21 protein-coding genes, 2 tRNA genes and 1 riboswitch are annotated in these 17,672 nt (G+C 58.9%); of the genes, 10 read left to right on the top strand and 13 right to left on the bottom strand.

Translation table 11 applies throughout. The features are described from left to right. Positions 1–92: 92 nt before the first annotated feature. Together FG13_RS26960 and FG13_RS26965 are read left to right on the top strand one after the other, a co-directional pair. A complete protein-coding gene (locus FG13_RS26960) occupies positions 93–551 on the top strand; it encodes a MarR family winged helix-turn-helix transcriptional regulator (RefSeq protein ID WP_035826069.1) in 459 nt (152 codons plus the stop codon). After that, complete coding sequence (locus FG13_RS26965) at positions 548–2,047, top strand: MDR family MFS transporter (RefSeq protein ID WP_035826071.1); 1,500 nt, start codon at positions 548–550, stop codon at positions 2,045–2,047. Before FG13_RS26960 ends, FG13_RS26965 begins: the two co-directional genes overlap by 4 nt. Here FG13_RS26965 and FG13_RS26970 read toward each other — a convergent pair. Then, on the bottom strand, positions 2,041–3,129 hold the full coding sequence (locus FG13_RS26970) for an NADH:flavin oxidoreductase/NADH oxidase (protein ID WP_035826073.1): 1,089 nt from the start codon (positions 3,127–3,129) through the stop codon (positions 2,041–2,043). The two genes, FG13_RS26965 and FG13_RS26970, sit on opposite strands and share 7 nt — an antisense overlap. 100 nt (positions 3,130–3,229) lie before the next feature. Between FG13_RS26970 and FG13_RS26975 the strand changes: the two genes are divergently transcribed. The 4 genes from FG13_RS26975 to FG13_RS26990 all read left to right on the top strand — a co-directional run bounded on the left by FG13_RS26975 (position 3,230) and on the right by FG13_RS26990 (position 5,439). After that, positions 3,230–3,571, top strand: a complete 342-nt coding sequence (locus FG13_RS26975) for an ArsR/SmtB family transcription factor (RefSeq protein WP_051959677.1) — start codon at positions 3,230–3,232, stop codon at positions 3,569–3,571. Positions 3,572–3,693: 122 nt separating this feature from the next. Further along, positions 3,694–4,824, top strand: coding sequence for an acyltransferase family protein (locus FG13_RS26980; RefSeq protein WP_035826075.1), 1,131 nt, complete (start codon positions 3,694–3,696; stop codon positions 4,822–4,824). An 83-nt stretch (positions 4,825–4,907) separates the two neighbouring features. Continuing rightward, positions 4,908–5,180, top strand: a complete 273-nt coding sequence (locus FG13_RS26985; protein ID WP_035826077.1) for a BrnT family toxin — start codon at positions 4,908–4,910, stop codon at positions 5,178–5,180. Then, the gene (locus FG13_RS26990; RefSeq protein WP_035826079.1) at positions 5,140–5,439 is read left to right on the top strand and encodes a BrnA antitoxin family protein; all 300 of its coding nucleotides are present in this window, start codon (positions 5,140–5,142) and stop codon (positions 5,437–5,439) included. The genes FG13_RS26985 and FG13_RS26990 overlap by 41 nt, the downstream gene beginning before the upstream one ends. 285 nt (positions 5,440–5,724) lie before the next feature. Here FG13_RS26990 and FG13_RS29760 read toward each other — a convergent pair whose 3' ends face one another. The 12 genes from FG13_RS29760 to ybgC all read right to left on the bottom strand — a co-directional run bounded on the left by FG13_RS29760 (position 5,725) and on the right by ybgC (position 13,510). After that, the gene (locus tag FG13_RS29760) at positions 5,725–5,928 is read right to left on the bottom strand and encodes a cold-shock protein (protein WP_081922733.1); all 204 of its coding nucleotides are present in this window, start codon (positions 5,926–5,928) and stop codon (positions 5,725–5,727) included. Further along, the gene (locus FG13_RS29765; RefSeq protein WP_081922734.1) at positions 5,921–7,099 is read right to left on the bottom strand and encodes a reverse transcriptase family protein; all 1,179 of its coding nucleotides are present in this window, start codon (positions 7,097–7,099) and stop codon (positions 5,921–5,923) included. Before FG13_RS29765 ends, FG13_RS29760 begins: the two co-directional genes overlap by 8 nt. A 22-nt stretch (positions 7,100–7,121) precedes the next feature. Next, positions 7,122–7,328, bottom strand: a complete 207-nt coding sequence (locus FG13_RS30320) for a hypothetical protein (protein WP_139179360.1) — start codon at positions 7,326–7,328, stop codon at positions 7,122–7,124. A 488-nt stretch (positions 7,329–7,816) separates the two neighbouring features. After that, a tRNA-Lys gene (locus tag FG13_RS26995) sits at positions 7,817–7,892 on the bottom strand. Positions 7,893–7,981: 89 nt separating this feature from the next. Next, positions 7,982–8,057: transfer RNA gene (locus tag FG13_RS27000), tRNA-Lys, on the bottom strand. Positions 8,058–8,124: 67 nt separating this feature from the next. Continuing rightward, on the bottom strand, positions 8,125–8,883 hold the full coding sequence (gene ybgF / locus FG13_RS27005) for a tol-pal system protein YbgF (protein ID WP_035826081.1): 759 nt from the start codon (positions 8,881–8,883) through the stop codon (positions 8,125–8,127). A gap of 134 nt (positions 8,884–9,017) precedes the next feature. After that, positions 9,018–9,539 (bottom strand): peptidoglycan-associated lipoprotein Pal, encoded by a 522-nt coding sequence (gene pal, locus FG13_RS27010; RefSeq protein WP_034786578.1) that lies wholly within the window; start codon positions 9,537–9,539, stop codon positions 9,018–9,020. A gap of 43 nt (positions 9,540–9,582) precedes the next feature. Then, a complete protein-coding gene (gene tolB / locus FG13_RS27015) occupies positions 9,583–10,851 on the bottom strand; it encodes a Tol-Pal system beta propeller repeat protein TolB (RefSeq protein ID WP_035828861.1) in 1,269 nt (422 codons plus the stop codon). A 5-nt stretch (positions 10,852–10,856) separates the two neighbouring features. After that, positions 10,857–11,867, bottom strand: a complete 1,011-nt coding sequence (tolA, locus tag FG13_RS27020; protein WP_081922736.1) for a cell envelope integrity protein TolA — start codon at positions 11,865–11,867, stop codon at positions 10,857–10,859. Positions 11,868–11,915: 48 nt separating this feature from the next. Next, positions 11,916–12,356 (bottom strand): ExbD/TolR family protein, encoded by a 441-nt coding sequence (locus FG13_RS27025; RefSeq protein WP_223278896.1) that lies wholly within the window; start codon positions 12,354–12,356, stop codon positions 11,916–11,918. Between the two features lie 15 nt (positions 12,357–12,371). Next, a complete protein-coding gene (gene tolQ / locus FG13_RS27030; RefSeq protein ID WP_034759183.1) occupies positions 12,372–13,061 on the bottom strand; it encodes a protein TolQ in 690 nt (229 codons plus the stop codon). 47 nt (positions 13,062–13,108) lie between these two features. After that, a complete protein-coding gene (gene ybgC / locus FG13_RS27035; protein WP_046682324.1) occupies positions 13,109–13,510 on the bottom strand; it encodes a tol-pal system-associated acyl-CoA thioesterase in 402 nt (133 codons plus the stop codon). A gap of 315 nt (positions 13,511–13,825) precedes the next feature. Beyond that, positions 13,826–13,950: riboswitch (ZMP/ZTP riboswitch) on the top strand. Between the two features lie 111 nt (positions 13,951–14,061). On the opposite strand from ybgC, the gene glyA reads away from it, so the two are divergent. From glyA to FG13_RS27055, 4 genes are all read left to right on the top strand, one after another. Next, positions 14,062–15,309, top strand: a complete 1,248-nt coding sequence (gene glyA, locus FG13_RS27040) for a serine hydroxymethyltransferase (protein WP_035826086.1) — start codon at positions 14,062–14,064, stop codon at positions 15,307–15,309. Between the two features lie 143 nt (positions 15,310–15,452). Continuing rightward, positions 15,453–15,914 carry a transcriptional regulator NrdR gene (gene nrdR, locus FG13_RS27045; protein ID WP_034759169.1) on the top strand — a complete coding sequence of 154 codons (462 nt, stop codon included), beginning with the start codon at positions 15,453–15,455 and terminating at the stop codon, positions 15,912–15,914. A gap of 215 nt (positions 15,915–16,129) precedes the next feature. Continuing rightward, on the top strand, positions 16,130–16,699 hold the full coding sequence (gene pilV, locus FG13_RS27050) for a type IV pilus modification protein PilV (protein WP_035826090.1): 570 nt from the start codon (positions 16,130–16,132) through the stop codon (positions 16,697–16,699). Beyond that, positions 16,696–17,664 (top strand): PilW family protein, encoded by a 969-nt coding sequence (locus tag FG13_RS27055; protein WP_035826094.1) that lies wholly within the window; start codon positions 16,696–16,698, stop codon positions 17,662–17,664. The genes pilV and FG13_RS27055 overlap by 4 nt, the downstream gene beginning before the upstream one ends. The last annotated feature ends 8 nt before the right edge of the window (positions 17,665–17,672 follow it).

Below are 17,672 nucleotides of genomic sequence, written 5' to 3' on the forward strand. Positions count from 1 at the left end.
CGGTTTTGGGAAGGGCGGGGATGGAAAAAACCTTGCGCAGCGCTCGGGGGTGCACTAATATAGGTAGATAGCCTACCTACTTATATATTTCCATGTCCACTACCGAAGACCTTCCCATCCCCGAGCGCGCGCTGGCGCTGTCCGATGAATTGCGCACGGCGTTCAAGCGCCTGCTGCGCTCCATGCAGCGCGAAGGGGGCGAGCTGGAAGGTAGTGTATCGATGATGCAATACATGCTGCTGGCCCTGATTCACGAGCAGCCCGGCATTGGAGTGGCCGCGCTGGCGCGCCTGCAGAACGTGCGCGGGCCGACCGTCAGCGCGCAGGTTAAGTCGCTCGAAGAGGCGGGGCTGGTCGAGCGCGGCGCGCCTGATCCGCAAGACCGGCGGCGCTCGGGGCTACAGGTGTCCGCGCAAGGCCTGGCCATCCTCGAAACCCTGCGTGCACGGCGCCGCGATGCGCTGGCGCAGCGTATCGCCCGCCTGTCGCCGCAGCAGATCGATGCGCTGGAAGCGGCCATGCAGCCGCTGCTTGAAATAGGTCAGGCATGAGCGCCCATCATCCGGCTGCTGGCGCGGAAAAAGAACCTGCCAAACCCGTCACCGAACGCGAAGTGCGCGCCATCTACCTGGGCCTGATGGCCGTGCTGGGCCTCGGTGCGCTGGACCAGAGCATCGTCGCCACGGCCCTGCCGCGCATCGTCGATGACCTGGGCGGCATGGCGCATCTGTCGTGGGTGGTGACGGCGTATGTGCTGGCCTCGACGGCCACCATGCCCCTGTACGGCAAGCTGGCCGACCAGTACGGCCGCCGTCCCATGATCTTCACGGCCCTGCTGACCTTTCTGCTCGGTTCCGTGCTGTGCGGGCTGGCGCAGAACATGACGGAGCTGATCATTTTCCGCGCCATCCAGGGCCTCGGTGCGGGCGGCTTCATGCCGCTGGCGCAAATCATCATCGGCGACATCGTGCCGCCGGCCGAGCGGGGCAAGCGGCAAGGCATGGTGCCCATCGTGTATGCCGTCACCAGCGTGCTGGGTCCCGTGCTGGGCGGCGTGATCACGGATGCGTGGTCGTGGCACTGGATTTTCTATGTCAACCTGCCCATTGGCGCGGCTGCCTTTGTCATCCTCGCGCGCGCCATGCGCAAACCCGTGCGCACGCATGCGCACCAGATCGACTATCTTGGCTCGGCATTGCTGACGGGCGCCGTCACGGCGGCCCTGCTGGTGCTGGCGCTGGGCGGCACCGAGTGGCCGTGGGATGCGCTGGCCATCAAGGTGTGCGGCGGCGTCGCCGTGCTGCTGGGTCTCTGGCTGGCCGTGCACGTGGGGCGGGTGGATGAGCCCGTGCTGCCGCCCGACCTGTTCGAGAACCGCACGTTCAATATCGCCAGCTTGGTGATGGCCGTGACCTTCATGGGCCTGATGGGCGCCAGCGTCTTCTTTCCCCTGTTCTTCCAGTTGGTGATGGGCACGAGTCCCGCGGAGTCCGGCGTGATGACGGTGCCGATGATGGTGGGGCTGGTGGCGTCGTCGATCTTCAACGGCCGCGTGCTGTCGCGCTCGGGCAAGTACAAAATGGTGCAGGTGATGGGATTAGCCGTGGCGCTGCTGGCGTTTGCCGTGCTGGCCTGGGGCATGGAAACGTCGCGCGGTTACTGGGTCATTGAGCCAGCCATCTTCTTGCTCGGCACGGGGCTGGGACTGGTGATGCCGAACATGACGATTGCCGTGCAAAATGCCTTGCCGCTGGCGCGCCGCGGCGTGGGCACGGCCATGCTGGCCTTTTTCCGCTCGCTGGGCGGCTTGCTGGGCGTGACGGCTTCCGGCGCCATCCTTGCACATCAGTTGCACAAGCACGGCGTGGAAGCCGTCTCGGCGCTGGGTGCGCAGGCGGCGACGCAGACGGTGGACGTCTACCGCCATGCGATCGCCAGCGTGTTTGGCGCCGGCGCCGTGCTGCTGCTATTGGGACTGGTCTTCCTGTTGTTCCTGCCGGAACTGCCCCTGGAGGGGCATCCGGCAACGGTCAAGGACGATCAGTAGCGCTCGAGCCAGTGCGCGTACGGCGCCGGCAGGGTCCACGAAGCGCGTTCCACGCCGAGTTCCTTGGCGGCAAAGTATGCCCAGTGCGGGTTGGCCAGGTGCGCCTTGCCGACCATCACCACGTCCAGCTGTTCTTCCTTGACGACGCGCTCGGCAATGGCTGGCGTGCCGAAGCCCCAGGCGGACGAGACGGGAACGCCCGCTTCGCGGCGGACGCGCTCGGCAATCGGACCCATGAAGGCCGGGCCCCACGGAATCGATACGTCGGGAATGGTAAAACCCATGCTGACGCTGATCATATCCATGCCGGCATCCTTGAACTGGCGCACGAGGCCGATGGATTCAAGCAGGGTTTGCTCGTCGCGGCCGTCGAATTCCAGCACGCCAAAGCGGATCGTCAACGGCAGGTGTTCGGGCCACACTGCACGCACGGCTTTCAATGTTTCCAGCAGGAAGCGGCTGCGGTTTTCCAGGCTGCCGCCATAGATATCGTCGCGCTGGTTCGAGTGGGCCGAGAAAAAGCTTTGCGCCAGGTAGCCGTGGGCAAAGTGCAGCTCCAGCCATTCGAAGCCCACTTCACGGGCGCGCACGGCCGCGTCGACGAAGTTCTGTTTCACGCGGGCGATATCGTCGAGGTCCATGGCGCGCGGTACTTTCGGCAGGCCGCCGCCAAAGGCGATGGCGGAAGGGGCGATGGTTTGCCAGCCGCGCGCGTCGCCTTCAGGAATGTGGTCGTCGCCTTCCCATGGGCGGTTGGCGCTGGCCTTGCGGCCCGCGTGGGCGATCTGGATGCCGGGCACGGAGCCGGCCGCCTTGATGGCTTTGACGATGGGCACGAAGGCTTGCGCCAGGTCATCGTTCCAGATGCCCGTGCAACCGGGCGTGATGCGGCCTTCCGGCGCCACGGCCGTCGCTTCTACGATCACCAGGCCGGCACCGCCACGGGCCATGCCCGCGTAATGCGACAGATGCCAGTCGTTGGCGACGCCATCGACGGCCATGTACTGGCACATGGGCGGCACGGCGATGCGGTTGCGCAGGGTGACGTTTTTGAGGGTGTAGGGCTGGAAGAGGGCGGACATGGTGGCCTTTGTTGATGGTGGTGTATGGAAATACTGATTCGGTAGTTCGTAAATATTCGAAGAATGGAATTAGTATAGCGCATGCTGTATGATTCTGCTCATGCGCCCACACAAACATCCTCCCGCCAGCGAATTCGTGCTTGAAAGAGTGCTGTACGCCTTGAGCGATTCCATTCGCCTCGACATCGTGCGCCACCTGGCCAGAGTTGACGCGGCCGCTTGTGGCGACCTCGACGGCGGGCGGCCGAAGTCGACCGTCTCCCACCATTTCAAGGTCTTGCGCGAAGCGGGCCTCGTCCACACGGAAAACGCGGGCACGACGCACATGAACACCTTGCGCCGCGCCGATATCGAGAGCCGTTTTCCCGGCTTGCTCGACGCCATCCTGGCGCAGCAGCCAGTGGCGCCCGAGGCGCCGGACGCGGGCGGGCGGGGAGTCTAGCCGCCTGCCGTGCCCCGCCATTTGCCAGGCTCGGCTATGATGTCGGCCTTTCGGTAAATCCTCAGCCGCGCGCCTGTTGCGCGATGGGCTGGCGATACTACCTGGCACGGCAAGGATAGGGAATGACGGCAGCAGCAGTGGTATCACAGGCGGACTTGGCACATCGTCCGCAGTTTGGCTGGATCAATGGTTTGAAGGCGGGCGCGGCGCAATTGATCGTGTTGCACCACCTGGCGTTTTATGGGCCCATGTCCGATTACGTGCAGCCGCTGTGGCCGGAGTTGCTGGGCTGGCTGGGCGGCAGCGCGCGCATCGCCGTGCAAGTGTTTCTCGTCATCGGCGGCTTTCTCGTCGCCAAATCGCTCTCTCCCGCCGGCCGTCCCGGCATTGCCACCCCGCTGCAGGCGATCTGGCGCCGCTATGCCAAGCTGGCGCCGCCTTTCCTGGCCGCCACCTTGCTCGCTGCCATCATCACGCCCGTGGCAGGCATCTGGATGCAGCACGATTCCATGTCGGCCGCCGTCACCCTGGGCCAGCTGAGCGCCCATGCCTTGCTGCTGCATGGCGTGCTGGGCTATGAATCGCTGTCGGCCGGCGCGTGGTACGTGGCCATCGATTTCCAGCTCTACCTGCTGACGGTATCGCTGCTGTGGCTGGGCGGCCGCGTGGCGGGCCATCGGCGCCGGCACTGGCTGATGCCGCTGGCCGTCACCGTGGGCATCACTTTTTCCTTGCTGTATTTCAATCTCGACGCGGACTGGGACAACTGGGCGCCGTATTTCTTCGGCAGCTATGGCCTCGGCATGCTGGCCTGGTGGGCCAGTGATCCGGCCCGCAAGCCCGGTGCCATGACCGTGCTCATGGCCATGGCCGCCGTGCCCGTCCTGCTGGCCCTGGCCGTCGATTACCGCAGCCGCATCGCCCTGGCCCTGATCGTCGCCTGCGCCCTGTTCCTGTTCGGCCGCGCCCGCACGCAGTTCCGCGGCGGCGCCTGGAACATCATCAATACCCTCGGCCGCATCTCGTATGCCGTGTTTCTCGTCCACTTTCCCGTCAGCCTGCTGGTGAATGCGCTGTTTATCAGCTATGTCCCGCTCGAGCCCGAGTGGCAGGCGCTGGGCATGCTGACGGCCTGGGGCGCCAGTCTGGCGGCCGGTGCCGCGTTTTACCGCTGGGTGGAGGTGCCGCTGGGGCGGGTGATGGGTGGCGTGGTGGCGCATCTGGCCGGGCGGCCGGCGCTGGTGTCGCGTTAAGGCTGGCGATGTAGCAGTCCCGATGGCGCCCTTGCTCGCGAAACAGGGCTGGCTGTTTCTATTATTTGTTACTACAATAAATAATGAGAATTACTTTTGATGCTGCCAAGCGTGAAAAGACGCTCAGGGAGCGTGGTCTCGACTTTGCCCGTGCGCGCGAAGTGTTTGACGGGCTCACCATTACGCTGCCGGACCAGCGCCAGGACTATGGCGAGCCTCGCTTTATCACAGCAGGCTGGCTCGACGACCGCCTGGTAGTCCTGGTCTGGACGCCGCGTGGCTTGGCGCGCAGAATCATCAGCATGAGGAAGGCAAATGAACGCGAAATCGACAAATACAAGCAAGGCCTGGGTTGATCCCGATGATGCGCCTGAATTGACGGATGGTTTTTTTGAGCAAGGCGTCTGGCAAGTGGGCGACAAGCCCGTTTCCCGTCTCGAGGCGCAGCAAGAAATGGCGCGTCGTCGCGGCAGGCCTGCTGGTAGCGGCGGCAAGGTCAGCACGACCATACGCTTCGACGCTGAAATTCTCGACGCGTTCAAGGCGACCGGAGATGGGTGGCAGACGCGCATGAATGATGCGTTGAAGGAGTGGCTGCGGGCGCGGCGGGCGTAGTGGCTTACTTTGGTGCTTGCAAGGCTGGGGTCGTGTACGAATGGCGGAACTGCCCCTGCTTCCGCTGCTTCCGTGCTCTGGCGCGAAACAGGGCCATGCTGCGACGAGGAATATGATCGCATGAAACTAAACATGTAGCTGGTATCGGAGACCGTGACGGAAATGAGCGTTAGTCGCAGACAATAAATACTGACCATACTAGTATTTTTCTTGACTGCCCCGTAGTATTTTACAGACAGAGGAAAAGCAGAACTATCCGCAATAGATTTATCAAATTTTCTTATATCACGTTACTAAAATTACATTCTTTGCTCGATTAGGTTTTTCTTCGCTAATTTCAAAATTAACGAGAGCGCCAACTAAGACTGCTGCGCCTTGATGGTGAGATTTAACATCTGTCCAATGGAAAAAAAGTTCTTTACCTTTTGGCCGTGTGATGAACCCAAAGCCCTTTAGTATGTCAAAATTTTTTATTCTGCCTTCATTCATGGTAGCTGGATAATAGATGTAAAGGTTTTATCGGTTTTAGTGCTAAGTCTAATCTGTACGCAGTTTTTTTATCGGTTCTTCGAATTATGCTAATTTTGTGCTTGTACTTATAATATTTTTTAGCGTAGTCCTCATCCCCGTGTTTTTTTGTGTGTGATTCACCGTACTTAATGAATCGTCGACAAAGGGAAGCTATTTTTTTCAATCTTGAGGGACTATACGTCGGTTTTATTCCTCTAAGTGATAGTCGGTGGACATCGGATTTCTCTTTGCTTAACCGGCTATATAATGCGACTAATCCAGAAGTTGATCCATGTGCTTTGTGGTATTTAACGTCTGTAGTCGCAACATCTGCCATTCGATTGAGTGTGTAAACTTGCCTGCTAATCGATTTTATAGTTTCCTTAGGAAGCTTGACTATATTGTTTTCGATGATCAATCCGGTAACAATCGTTTTCTTCCCAGAATTGGAAGTATTTGTTACTTGATATTTCTTTTTGTTTATTTTTAAACTTTTCGAGTCAAGTAATTTTTTTACCTGTTCGTATATAAAGGTTTTGTTTCCGGAGGTTATTGGTTTCTCTGAGCTAATTGTTATATCGTCAACCAGTCGAGAATAGCGCAGTTTTTTGTCTGTAAATAATTTTACCAGCTTTGGTTCTTGATCATAGAAAACCAAATTGGCAATATAAGGACTTGTTGGCGCACCTTGAGGAATGCTGCCATTTAAAGTTGTTAGCTTTACCAGTAGATCGGAAACGTCATTTGGAAAGTTTAATAAGTATTTAAATACAAGTTTCACATACTTTGCTTGTATTGATGGAAAAAATGAATCAATATCGAAAGCCATTACTTCGTTTGCATTTGAATGAAATTGTGCATTTCTTACAAAGTCACGTGGATTTTCTATATCTTTAATTGATCCAAATAAATACGTTGGGAAAATGCAATTGCAGAAAATCCTACGTATAATTCTACGTTGAACTATCTTAAGTTCTTTGACTGGATCGGATATTGTTCGAAAGTCACCATTTTTTTTGGGGATTTCTGAAAATGCGTAAAAATTCTCTGGATTTTTTGCAACTTGATATAAATATGCCTCAGACACATCAAGCATTTTTGCTAATTTGGAAATGCTTCCTATCGGTGGATGTGAGTAGCTAATATTCATAATTAAAGTTGACGGAGTGTTGTTAAGACAAATTACTAAGCAGATTCATCAAAAAATCTAGACTTTCTCTGATTAGAGCATTGACTATTAAACGAAAGAACAGTCGTAATAGGTCTTCACCTACTGTTTTTTTAAGCCCCAACCACGCCTGCCACGCAAATTGTTTGGCTTCCGGCCAAACAATGCGGTTAATACGAGATTGCTTGAGTTTTGTGATTAATAGATTCACGGAAATTTCCTTTCAGGGGTTGAGCCTATCCAAAGTGGATAGGTCGCCTAGCCTTCAGAATCTATTTTTGACTAATGGTGAGGTGTAACCTGGTTGGGGCGAACTCCGTCACTTTTATCGTCTTACTACTGTTGTTATAAGGCGCCGGGAATTTGTGCCACATGCGGCGCGCGATGCGCGTCGCATGCAGGCCAACGTCCCGGTAGAGATATCAAGTGATATCGTTGAATCCCGGAAATAAGGACTCAACTTGGACACCAAGTCAATCTCAGCAATACTCGTATACTTTTTAAAGAGCGAAAACACGGCAGCAGAACATTTTGTCCTGTGCTGTAATATTAATTTAGGGAAATTATATTGTCAAATATATTTTTAAAATATGCAACTCAACAAGTTGGAGTGTGGTGGATTTGCTGTGTGTGTAGGGAAGGGGTATTGTGCTGAAAACAAAAAAGCCAACCGCGAACGGTTGGCTTATCTGACGTATTTGGTAGGCCGTGCGGGATTCGAACCTGCGACCAACGGATTAAAAGTCCGCTGCTCTACCAGCTGAGCTAACGACCCAAAAACTTTTTACAACAACTTCGGTAACACTGTGCCGTAAAAAAATGCTTGCTATAACAACTCGCAAGCAGATCAGTACTGCGTATTCGTGGTAGGCCGTGCGGGATTCGAACCTGCGACCAACGGATTAAAAGTCCGCTGCTCTACCAGCTGAGCTAACGACCCGAAGAAGAAAGATTATAGGGGGTGCCCGGGATTCTGTCAAACCTAACGGGCAACTTTTTCCCCGCTTTTACTTTTTACCGGCCCGTTCCTTGGCGGCCTGGGCCGCGCTGGAGTCCGGGTAGCGCGAGATCAGGGCGTTCAGCGTCTTGGTCGCGTTCGGCTTGTCTTTCAGCTCCGTGTAGCAGCTGGCGATGTTGAGCATGGCGTCGGGCGCCTTCGGACTGTCCGGGTAGTGTTTCAGCACTGCCTGCTGGGCCGTGATGGCGCTCTTGCAGTCGCGCTGGGCGTAATAGGCGTTACCCAGCCAGTATTGCGCGTTAGCCGCGTAGGCCGATTCTGGATAGCGCTTGACGAAGCCGTCCAGGGCCGTCACGGCGCCCTTGTAGTCGCCCGACTTGAACAGGCCGAACGCGGATTCGTATGAACTTTGCTCGGATACGCCCACGGCCGCTTCCTGGCCGTCGATGGTCACCTGGCGCGGTTCGAGCTTGCGCAGGCGCGCGTCGATATCGGTGTAGAAATCCTTCTGGCGCTTTTGCACATTCGCCAGGTCGTTGCCCAGCACTTCGATCTGGCCGCGCAGGCGGGCGATCTCTTGCATGGTCTGGTCGTGCTGGTTGATCAGGCTCAAGGTGCTGGTCTTGTCCGCCTTGGCGTCGATGCGGCTGTTCAGGTCACGCGCCATGGCGTCGACCTTGGCGCGCAGCTCGAGGATGGCCTTGCGTGCTTCGTCGTCATCGAACAGGGCGGCGTTGGCGTGCAGGGGCAGGTAGGCAAACGCGGCCATCAAGGCGGCGGCGACGCCGGCTTTCGAGAATGTCATCATGGGTCGGGCTTTCTAAGGTTACGCAAACATGCAAACGGGGCGCCGGGCGGTGAATCACCGCGCTGCGCCCCATTATTATGCCTATGACTGGCCAGTTAGGTAAGCGTCAATGCTGCCGCGCTCACCTGTCAACATCAATAAACGATGTCAGCGCGGCGGTTTTCTGCCCATGCTGCTTCGTTGCTGCCTTGTGCTTTAGGCTTTTCTTTGCCCAGCGACACGGCTTCCATTTGGCCTTCTGGTACGCCCAGAGCTGCCATCGACTTGCGCACGGCTTCAGCACGTTTCTGGCCCAGGGCCAGGTTGTACTCAGCGCCACCGCGTTCATCGGTGTTACCTTGGATCAGGATCTTGCGGCTAGGCGTTTTCACCAGGTAGCCAGCGTGGTTTTGCACGACTGGGGTGTCCGCTTCGCGCACGACGTATTTGTCGAAGTCGAAGTAGATGCTGCGGTTAGCCAGCACGCCTTTTGGATCGTCCAGTGGATCGACCGATGCGGTCGTCACTGGCTGAACTTGACGGGTGTCAACTGGAGCAACGACTTTTTCAGGAGCGCGCTCAACCACTGGGGTCTCGGCTACTTTGACTGGGGTGCTGCAGGCGGACAGCAGGGCTGCGGTAGCGGCGATGAAAGCCAAACTTTTAAAGTTACTCATTTTTATTCTCCGGGTCATGGTTAAAGGTGAAACTGTACAGCATTTACTTCATAAAAGGACCCCAGGTGGGCTCCTTGATATTGCCAGCTTGCGTAGTCAAACGCTGTTTGACGCGGCCATCCACCGATACCACTGCCAGCGACTTGCGTCGTCCGGATTCGGTCGCGTACATGATATATTTCCCGTTGGGCGAAAAGCTCGGTGATTCGTCGTTGGCGGTGTCCGACAGGCGCAGTTCCTGGCCACTAGCCAGGTCGAGCGCGTAGAGCTGGAAATTGCCGTCGCGACGGGAAATATAAGCAAGTGTCTTCCCGTCGGACGAAATCCGCGGGCTGATGTTGTAGGAGCCGCCAAACGTCACGCGCTTGGCTTCGCCACCGCTGGTCGACATGCGGTAGATTTGTGGTCCGCCGCTGCGATCGCTGGTGAAGTAAATGCTTTGGCCATCGGCCGAGAATTGGGGTTCCGTATCGATGCCGCTGCTGGTGCTGACGCGGCGCAAGCCGCTGCCGTCGGCATTGACGGTATAGACCTGGGTATGGCCATCGCGCGACAGGGCCACGGCCAGGCGCGAGCCGTCCGGGCTCCAGCTCGGCGCCGAATTGCTGCCTTTTTCATTCGAGACGATGGTGCGCTGGCGCGTTACCAGGTTTTGCACGTAGACGATCGGTTTTTTCTTTTCAAACGATACATACGCGACCTTGGTGCCGTCCGGCGACCATGATGGCGAAATGATCGGTTCGTTCGAGCGCAGGGCGACCTGGATGCCTTCGCCATCGGCGTCGGCGATTTCCAGGCGGTATTCGCGGCCCGATTGCGTGACGTAGGCGATGCGCGTGGCAAACGCGCCCTTGACGCCCGTCAGCTTTTCATAGATGTCATCGGCGATCTTGTGCGCCAGCAAGCGGTTGAACTGCGGCGCGGCCGCATTGTTCATGCTGGAAATCTGCGCGCCCTTGATGGTGTCGAACAGCTTGTAGCGCACGTCCAGGCGGCCATCGGCCATGCTTTGCACGGTGCCGGCCGCCAGCGCGTCGGCGCCGCGCGACTTCCATTGCTCGTAGCTGACGGGCGCCGTTTCCGACACGGGTGCATCGGCGTCGATCAGCTTGAACACGCCGCTGCGCGCCAGGTCGGCCTTGATAATGCCCGACAGCGATTGCGGCGCCGCCGATTCATTGACGAAGCTGGCGACAGCCACCGGGATCTGGTTGCTGCCGATCCCCGTAATCTCCACGCGCAGCTGTGCCTGGGCGCTTGACGCTCCCAGCACCAGGCTGGCGCAGAGCACGACATAGCTCATTTTTTTCATGGTCATCATTTAGGCAAATCCTTCATCTCGAATATGAGTTCAATCTCGCGTTCCACGGTGCCGTCTTTTTTCTTTGGCAGTGGCGAGGATTTATTAATGGCGTTTTCCACCGAGCTGTCATACGCCGGCAGGCCGCTACTTTTAATCTTTCGGACCGAAATAATTTCCCCAGTTGGCAGTTGCTCGATCTTGAACACGGCGCGCGGGTTGCCCGGCACGTCCGTGCTACCGCTGTACGCGATATTGCTCTTGATCTTGCTCGTCAGGGCAGCGACATAGCCGCTGTCCTTGCGTGGCGCGGTCGCTTTCGCGGCCGTGCCCGTTGTGCCATTGCCTGCCTGCGCCATCATCCGCTTCATGTCATCGGCACGCAATTTGTCGGCTGCGGCTTTTTCCGCCGCCGCTTTTTTCGCCTTGGCCGCTTTTTCGGCCGCCGCTTTTTTATCGGCCAGTTCTTTCTCGGCTTTTTCTTCCGCCGCTTTCTCTTTGGCTTCCTTGGCTTTCTCCAGCTTGTCGGCCTTTTCTTTTTCCAGCTTGTCAGCCTTGTCTTTTTCTTTCTGCTTCTGTTTTTCCAGTTCGCGCTTTTCTTCCTCGCGTTCCTTCTGTTCCTGCTTGCGGCGTTCTTCCGCTGCCGCTTTGTCTTTTTCTTCTTTCAGCTTGGCCTTCTTGCGCTCGAGTGCGATCTCCGCTTCGCGCAGGTCGACCTTCGGCTCGGGCGCTGCCACGGGCGGCGGTGGCGGCGGGGCCGGCTGTTCCACTTGCGGTTGCGGCGGCGTTGGTGTCGGCTCCGGTTCCGTCGCCACTTCAGGCGGCGGCGCGGCCGTCTGCACTTTCATGTCCCACACTTCCGCTTCGACAGCGACAGGTTCCGTATTTTGCCAGTGTACGCCCACCCACAGGAAAAACAGCAGCCCAAGGTGCATCGCCAGCGCCAGGCCCAGCGAGGGCCAGCGGCTGCGTTCGCGCGGCACGCTGTAGGGCTTGCCGAGTACATGGTCGATTTGTTTGTTCTGCAAAGTCTAGTCTATCTAAAAACGGTCAAGTCTGGAAACAGGGTGCTGCGTTTACTTGGTGGCCAGGCCGACTCTGGTAATGCCCATCTTTTTCGCTTCCGAAATGAGCTGGATCACGTCGTCGTACTTGCTTTCCTTGTCGCCCGCGATCATCACGGGATAGTCGGGATTGCTCTCGTGCAAACCGCGCAGCTTGCGCAGCAGGGCGTCGCGGTTCGGTTCCGTTTCCGGCGACAGCTGTTCTTTGCCGATGACGCCAATCGACAGCGAACCATTCGGCTTCAGCACGATCTGAATATAGTCATCAGGCGGTTTGGCCGACTTTTCCGCGTTGGGCAAGTTCACCACGCTGGGATTGTTCGACGACGGCATCACCATGAAAATGATCAGCAGCACCAGCATCACGTCGATGTACGGCACGACGTTGATCTCGGACTTGAACTTGCGGCCACGGCCGCCGCGCATGCCACCGCTATTGAATGAGGAACCCATGGACGCTGCTCCCTCTTAGCGCGACTGGCGCTGCAAGATGTTGGAGAATTCCTCGACGAAGCTTTCGAAGCGGATCGCCAGGCGGTCGATGTCATGCGAAAAACGGTTGTAGGCGACGACGGCGGGAATGGCGGCGAACAGGCCGATGGCGGTGGCGATCAGCGCTTCGGCGATACCGGGCGCGACGGCGGCCAGGGTGGCTTGCTGCACGTTGGCCAGGCCGCGGAAGGCGTTCATGATGCCCCACACGGTGCCAAGCAGGCCGATGTAGGGCGAGACGGAGCCGACGGAAGCGAGGAAGGCCAGGTGCGATTCGAGCACGTCCATTTCACGCTGGAAGGCGGCGCGCATGGCGCGGCGTGCGCCGTCGAGCACGGCGCCGACGTCCAGCGCTTCACGCGAACCGTAGGAAGCCTTGCCCTTGATGAATTCGCCCATGCCGGCATCGAAGATGCGGGCCAGCGCGCCGCTCTGGTCGCGGTTGCCGCTGGCGTTCTGGTGCAGCGCATGCAGGTTGCCGCCGGCCCAGAAGCTGCGTTCGAATTCGATGGTTTGCTTGCGCGCCTGGCGCACGGCAAACATCTTGCGGAAAATGTAGGTCCAGCTGGTCAGGGAAATCAGCAGCAGCAGGGCCATGATCAGTTGCACGATCAAATGGGCATTGGAGATGAGCGCGAGGAAAGAAAGATCTTGTGTAACGTTCATTGGCTGGCAGTCTGTTGGGTGAATTGTCCGGGGGTGGCGGGTAGGGCTCAGGCGGCGCGCATGCGGGCCGCGACTGCATCAGGCACGGCGCGCGGGCGCAGTGCCGAATCGACGCAGCCGATCTTGACGCGGGCCGTGTTGAGCAGGCGGTCGCCGCACCAGGCTTGTTGCAGGAAAACGATGGAGGCGCGCCCCATTTTTTCTATACTTAAGGTTAATCTTACCGTGTCATCGAGCCTGGCTGGCGCATGATAGTCGGCGTTGACGCTTTTGACAACGAACATTGCATCGTGCTGCTCCAGCAATTCCTGCTGGCCCACGTCGATGGCGCGCAGCCATTCGGTACGCGCGCGTTCGAAGAATTTCAGGTAGTTAGCGTAATAGACGATGCCGCCGGCGTCGGTGTCTTCATAGTAGACACGTACGTTCCAGGTAAAGACTGAAGGCATGTTCATTGCGCCAGTAGTGAGATTGAGCAACATTTTACGCGATTTTTCTTCTTGTGACTGTGGGCGCTTGCTGGAAAGCCATGCAAAAGCTGCATATAAGTTGCACCGCAGCATTGTAAATCCGGCGTGTGCAATGGCAAGCTTCGTAACATACGCTTACATGCCATGGCCAGGTTTAAGTCCAGCTTAAAAGCCGCAGCCATGCCCCGGGGCAGCTTGTGGCCGCACCCTGGCTGGGGTGGCGCGCGGCGATTATAGCCGCACGGTTGCATTCCTTGCTCAATTTGGGCACTTAACTTACAATTTGGCTTCCATTACGTCTCACGTGACTGGCGAAAAGTCGGGCGATCTCCATGAATGGTGATCGGCAAACCGGCGAAAGGTGGGCATCCACCGGGAAACGTGAGATTTTTCATCAGCCGTTCGCCTGGGTAGCCACTATGGAAAAGCACGAAGAGGCTGCCTGTCCAATGTTGTTATTCACTTAACGCCGGCTCCCCTCATTCGATCCAACCTGCCAGTACAAGCACCCTCATACTTGGAGTTTTTACATGTTTGCAAAAGATCACAACCTCGCCAACGTCGATCCTGAATTGTTCGCCGTCATTCAAAAAGAGAATACGCGCCAGCACGACCATATCGAACTGATCGCGTCGGAGAACTACACGTCGCCAGCCGTAATGGAAGCGCAAGGCTCGCAGCTGACGAACAAATACGCCGAAGGCTACCCAGGCAAGCGCTACTACGGTGGCTGCGAATATGTCGACGTGGCCGAGCAACTGGCCATCGACCGCGTGAAACAGTTGTTCGGCGCCGAATGCGCGAACGTGCAGCCGAACTCCGGCTCGCAGGCGAACCAGGGCGTGTTCTTCGCCATGTTGAAACCAGGCGACCTGATCATGGGTATGTCGCTGGCCGAAGGCGGTCACCTGACCCACGGCATGCCGCTGAACATGTCCGGCAAATGGTTTGACGTCGTCTCCTACGGCTTGACGGCGGAAGAAGACATCGATTACGAGGCGATGGAACGCCTGGCCCGCGAACGCAAGCCAAAACTGATCATCGCCGGCGCGTCGGCATTCTCGAAAAAGATCGACTTCGAACGCTTCGGCAAGATCGCCAAGGAAGTTGGCGCCTACTTCATGGTCGACATGGCCCACTACGCCGGCCTGATCGCCGCCGGCCTGTACCCGAACCCGGTGCCGTTCGCCGACTTCGTTACTTCGACCACGCACAAATCGTTGCGCGGCCCGCGCGGCGGCATCATCCTGATGAAGGCCGAACACGAAAAAGCCATCAACTCGGCCATCTTCCCTGGCATCCAGGGCGGCCCGCTGATGCACGTGATCGCCGGCAAAGCTGTCGCCTTCAAGGAAGCGCTGAGCCCTGAATTCGTCGAATACCAGAAGCAAGTGATCAAGAACGCCGACGTGCTGGCGAAAACCCTGATCAAGCGCGGCCTGCGCATTGTTTCCGGCGGCACCGAATCGCACGTCATGCTGGTCGACCTGCGCGCCAAGAACCTGACGGGCAAAGAAGCCGAAGCCATCCTCGGTTCCGCGCACATCACCTGCAACAAGAACGGCATCCCGAACGACCCGCAAAAACCATTCGTCACCTCGGGTATCCGCCTGGGCAGCCCGGCGATGACGACGCGCGGTTTCAAGGAAGCGCAAGCGGAAGAAGTGGGCAACCTGATCGCCGACGTGCTGGACAATCCGCATGACGCCGCCACCATCGAGCGCGTGAAAGCGGCCGTGAAAGTCCTGGCCGACGCGCACCCTGTGTACGCTGCATAATTATTTGTCCAGAATGTGTCATACGGAGTAAGATTCTGTATGACACATTCCTTCGTGCCCAAGGGCGCCCGGAGTGATTCGGGCGCCCTTTGTACAAGGGCGGCGATTTCCCGTAATTATTACTATAAAGTTGTAGCCAGCCCATGAAATGTCCATTTTGCCAGCACGGCGATACCCAGGTTCTCGATACGCGCGTATCGGAGGAAGGGGATGCCATTCGGCGCCGCCGCCGCTGCGGCAAATGCGACAAGCGTTTTACCACGTACGAGCGCATTGAACTTATCATGCCGGCCGTCGTCAAAAAGAATGGCAGCCGGACGGAGTTCGCTGCGGATAAGTTGCGCGGCAGTTTGATGCTGGCCTTGCGCAAGCGTCCCGTCGCGGCCGCCTCCGTGGATACGGCCATCGCATCCATCCAGGAAAAGCTGCTGACCAGTGGCTTGCGCGAAGTCGATTCCGGCTATATCGGCGAACTCGTCATGCAGGAATTGAAGCGCCTGGACAAGATCGCCTACATCCGCTTCGCCTCCGTCTACAAGAACTTCGAAGACCTGGCCGAGTTCCAGGATGCGATTGCCGAAGTGGGGCAGGCGCGCAAGCCCTGACCTTGGGCTTCTTGCTCGCCTTCTTGCTCACCACGCCCAGGTTCGCCTGGCAAGCGGCCTGATCAACACCAACGCTGTTCTTCTCACCTTATCGCCGTGCTGTTTGCGCTAGCGCAGACCCGGCTTTTTGCGCACGCCTATCTTGTAGCTGGGCCGCCTGTTCCTGCGACTCTGTCTGCGGAAGGGAGTAGCGCATGGGCAAGGGCGGTCGCACTATGTTTCCTGCGGGTGGCAGCAGCCTCGTCGAGGTGCTTGTGTCGCTGCTGCTGTTGGCGCTGGGCCTGCTCGGTGCCAGCATTTTGCAACTGAACTCCCTGCGCGCGCGCCATGAGTCGGCGCTGTTGTCGGCGGGCGTGCAACTGGCGGCCGGCATGGCCGAGCGCATGCGCGCAAACAGCGTGCTCATGCATGGACCGGATACGGGCAACCCCTACCTGAACGTGGCCTACACGGCGGCGGACGGCGCGGAAGCGGGCGGCGGCGCGCCCGACTGCCTCGGCACCACCGCCTGTAGCGCGGCCGAACTGGCGCAATTCGATATCGCCGAATGGCAGCAGCGGCTGCAAGCGGCCTTGCCCGGCGCGCGCCTGCGCATTTGCCGCGACACTGCCGCATGGGATGCCGCCGCCCAAGGCTTGCAATGGACGTGCAGCGGCGGCAAGGGCGCACCCATCGTCATCAAGCTGGGTTGGCGCGCCCGCCTGCCCGATGGCTCGCCCGCCGAGAATGCGGCAGGCGAGTCGCTGCCCAGGCTGGCATTCCAGCTGGGCGGAGGCGGCGCATGAACACTGTCCTGCACTGGCATCGTGGCATGAGCCTGGTCGAATTGCTGGTGTCCCTGTCGCTGGGCGCGCTGCTGATGCTGGCCGCCAGTAGCGTGCTGTTGGCGGCCAGCGGCAGTTATGGCGACCAGTCCGCCAGCGCGCGCCTCGACGACAACGGCCGCTATGCGCTCGACACCATCGCCCGCGCCGTGCGCCAGACGGCGTACGTGAACTGGGACAGCAGCGCCGCGCCCGTCGTCCATGCCGATTTTGACAGCGCCAACGTCGCCGGGCTCGACGCGCGCAGCCTGGGCAAGAACAGCGAAGGCATCAGTGGCGCTTTGCCCGGCGCCCTGCATGGCAGCGACGTGCTGGCCTTGCGCTATTACGGCGCCGGCAAGGAAGAGGGCGGCGACGGCTCCGTGCTCAATTGCGCGGGCTTTGGCGTGGGCGCCGCGCAAACGCAGGCGCAGCGGGGGTGGAGCATTTTCTATGTAGCGCAAGGCGCCGATGGCGAGGGCGAGCTGCGCTGCAAATACCGGGGCGCGAACGGCTGGGGCGCGGACGCCATCATCCGTGGCGTCGACGGCTTCCAGGTGCTGTATGGCCTCGACACGGATACGCCTCCCGACGGCGTGGCGAACCGCTATGTCAACGCCAGCGCACTCGACGCCGACGATGCGGCGCTGGTGCTGGAGGGGGCGGACGCGGCCGCGCGCCAGCGCGATTTTCACCGTCGCACGCACTGGAAGCGCGTGGCCAGCGTGCGCGTGGCGTTGTTGTTGCATGGCGAGGCGGGCCAGGCGGACAAGATGGCGGAACTGGGGCCGGCGCAGTTCGACCTGTTCGGCAAGGCGTATGCCGAGGCGCACGGCGCCGGCGACACGGGCGTGCGCATCGCGCGCGCGTCCCTGCCCGCCGCGACGCGCTCGCGGCTGCGGCAACTGGTGCAGACGAGCATCATGCTGCGCAACGGACCGGCCTAGGCGGGCGA

Source organism: Janthinobacterium sp. RA13 (assembly GCF_000745325.1).
Taxonomy (GTDB): Bacteria; Pseudomonadota; Gammaproteobacteria; order Burkholderiales; family Burkholderiaceae_D; genus Janthinobacterium; species Janthinobacterium rivuli.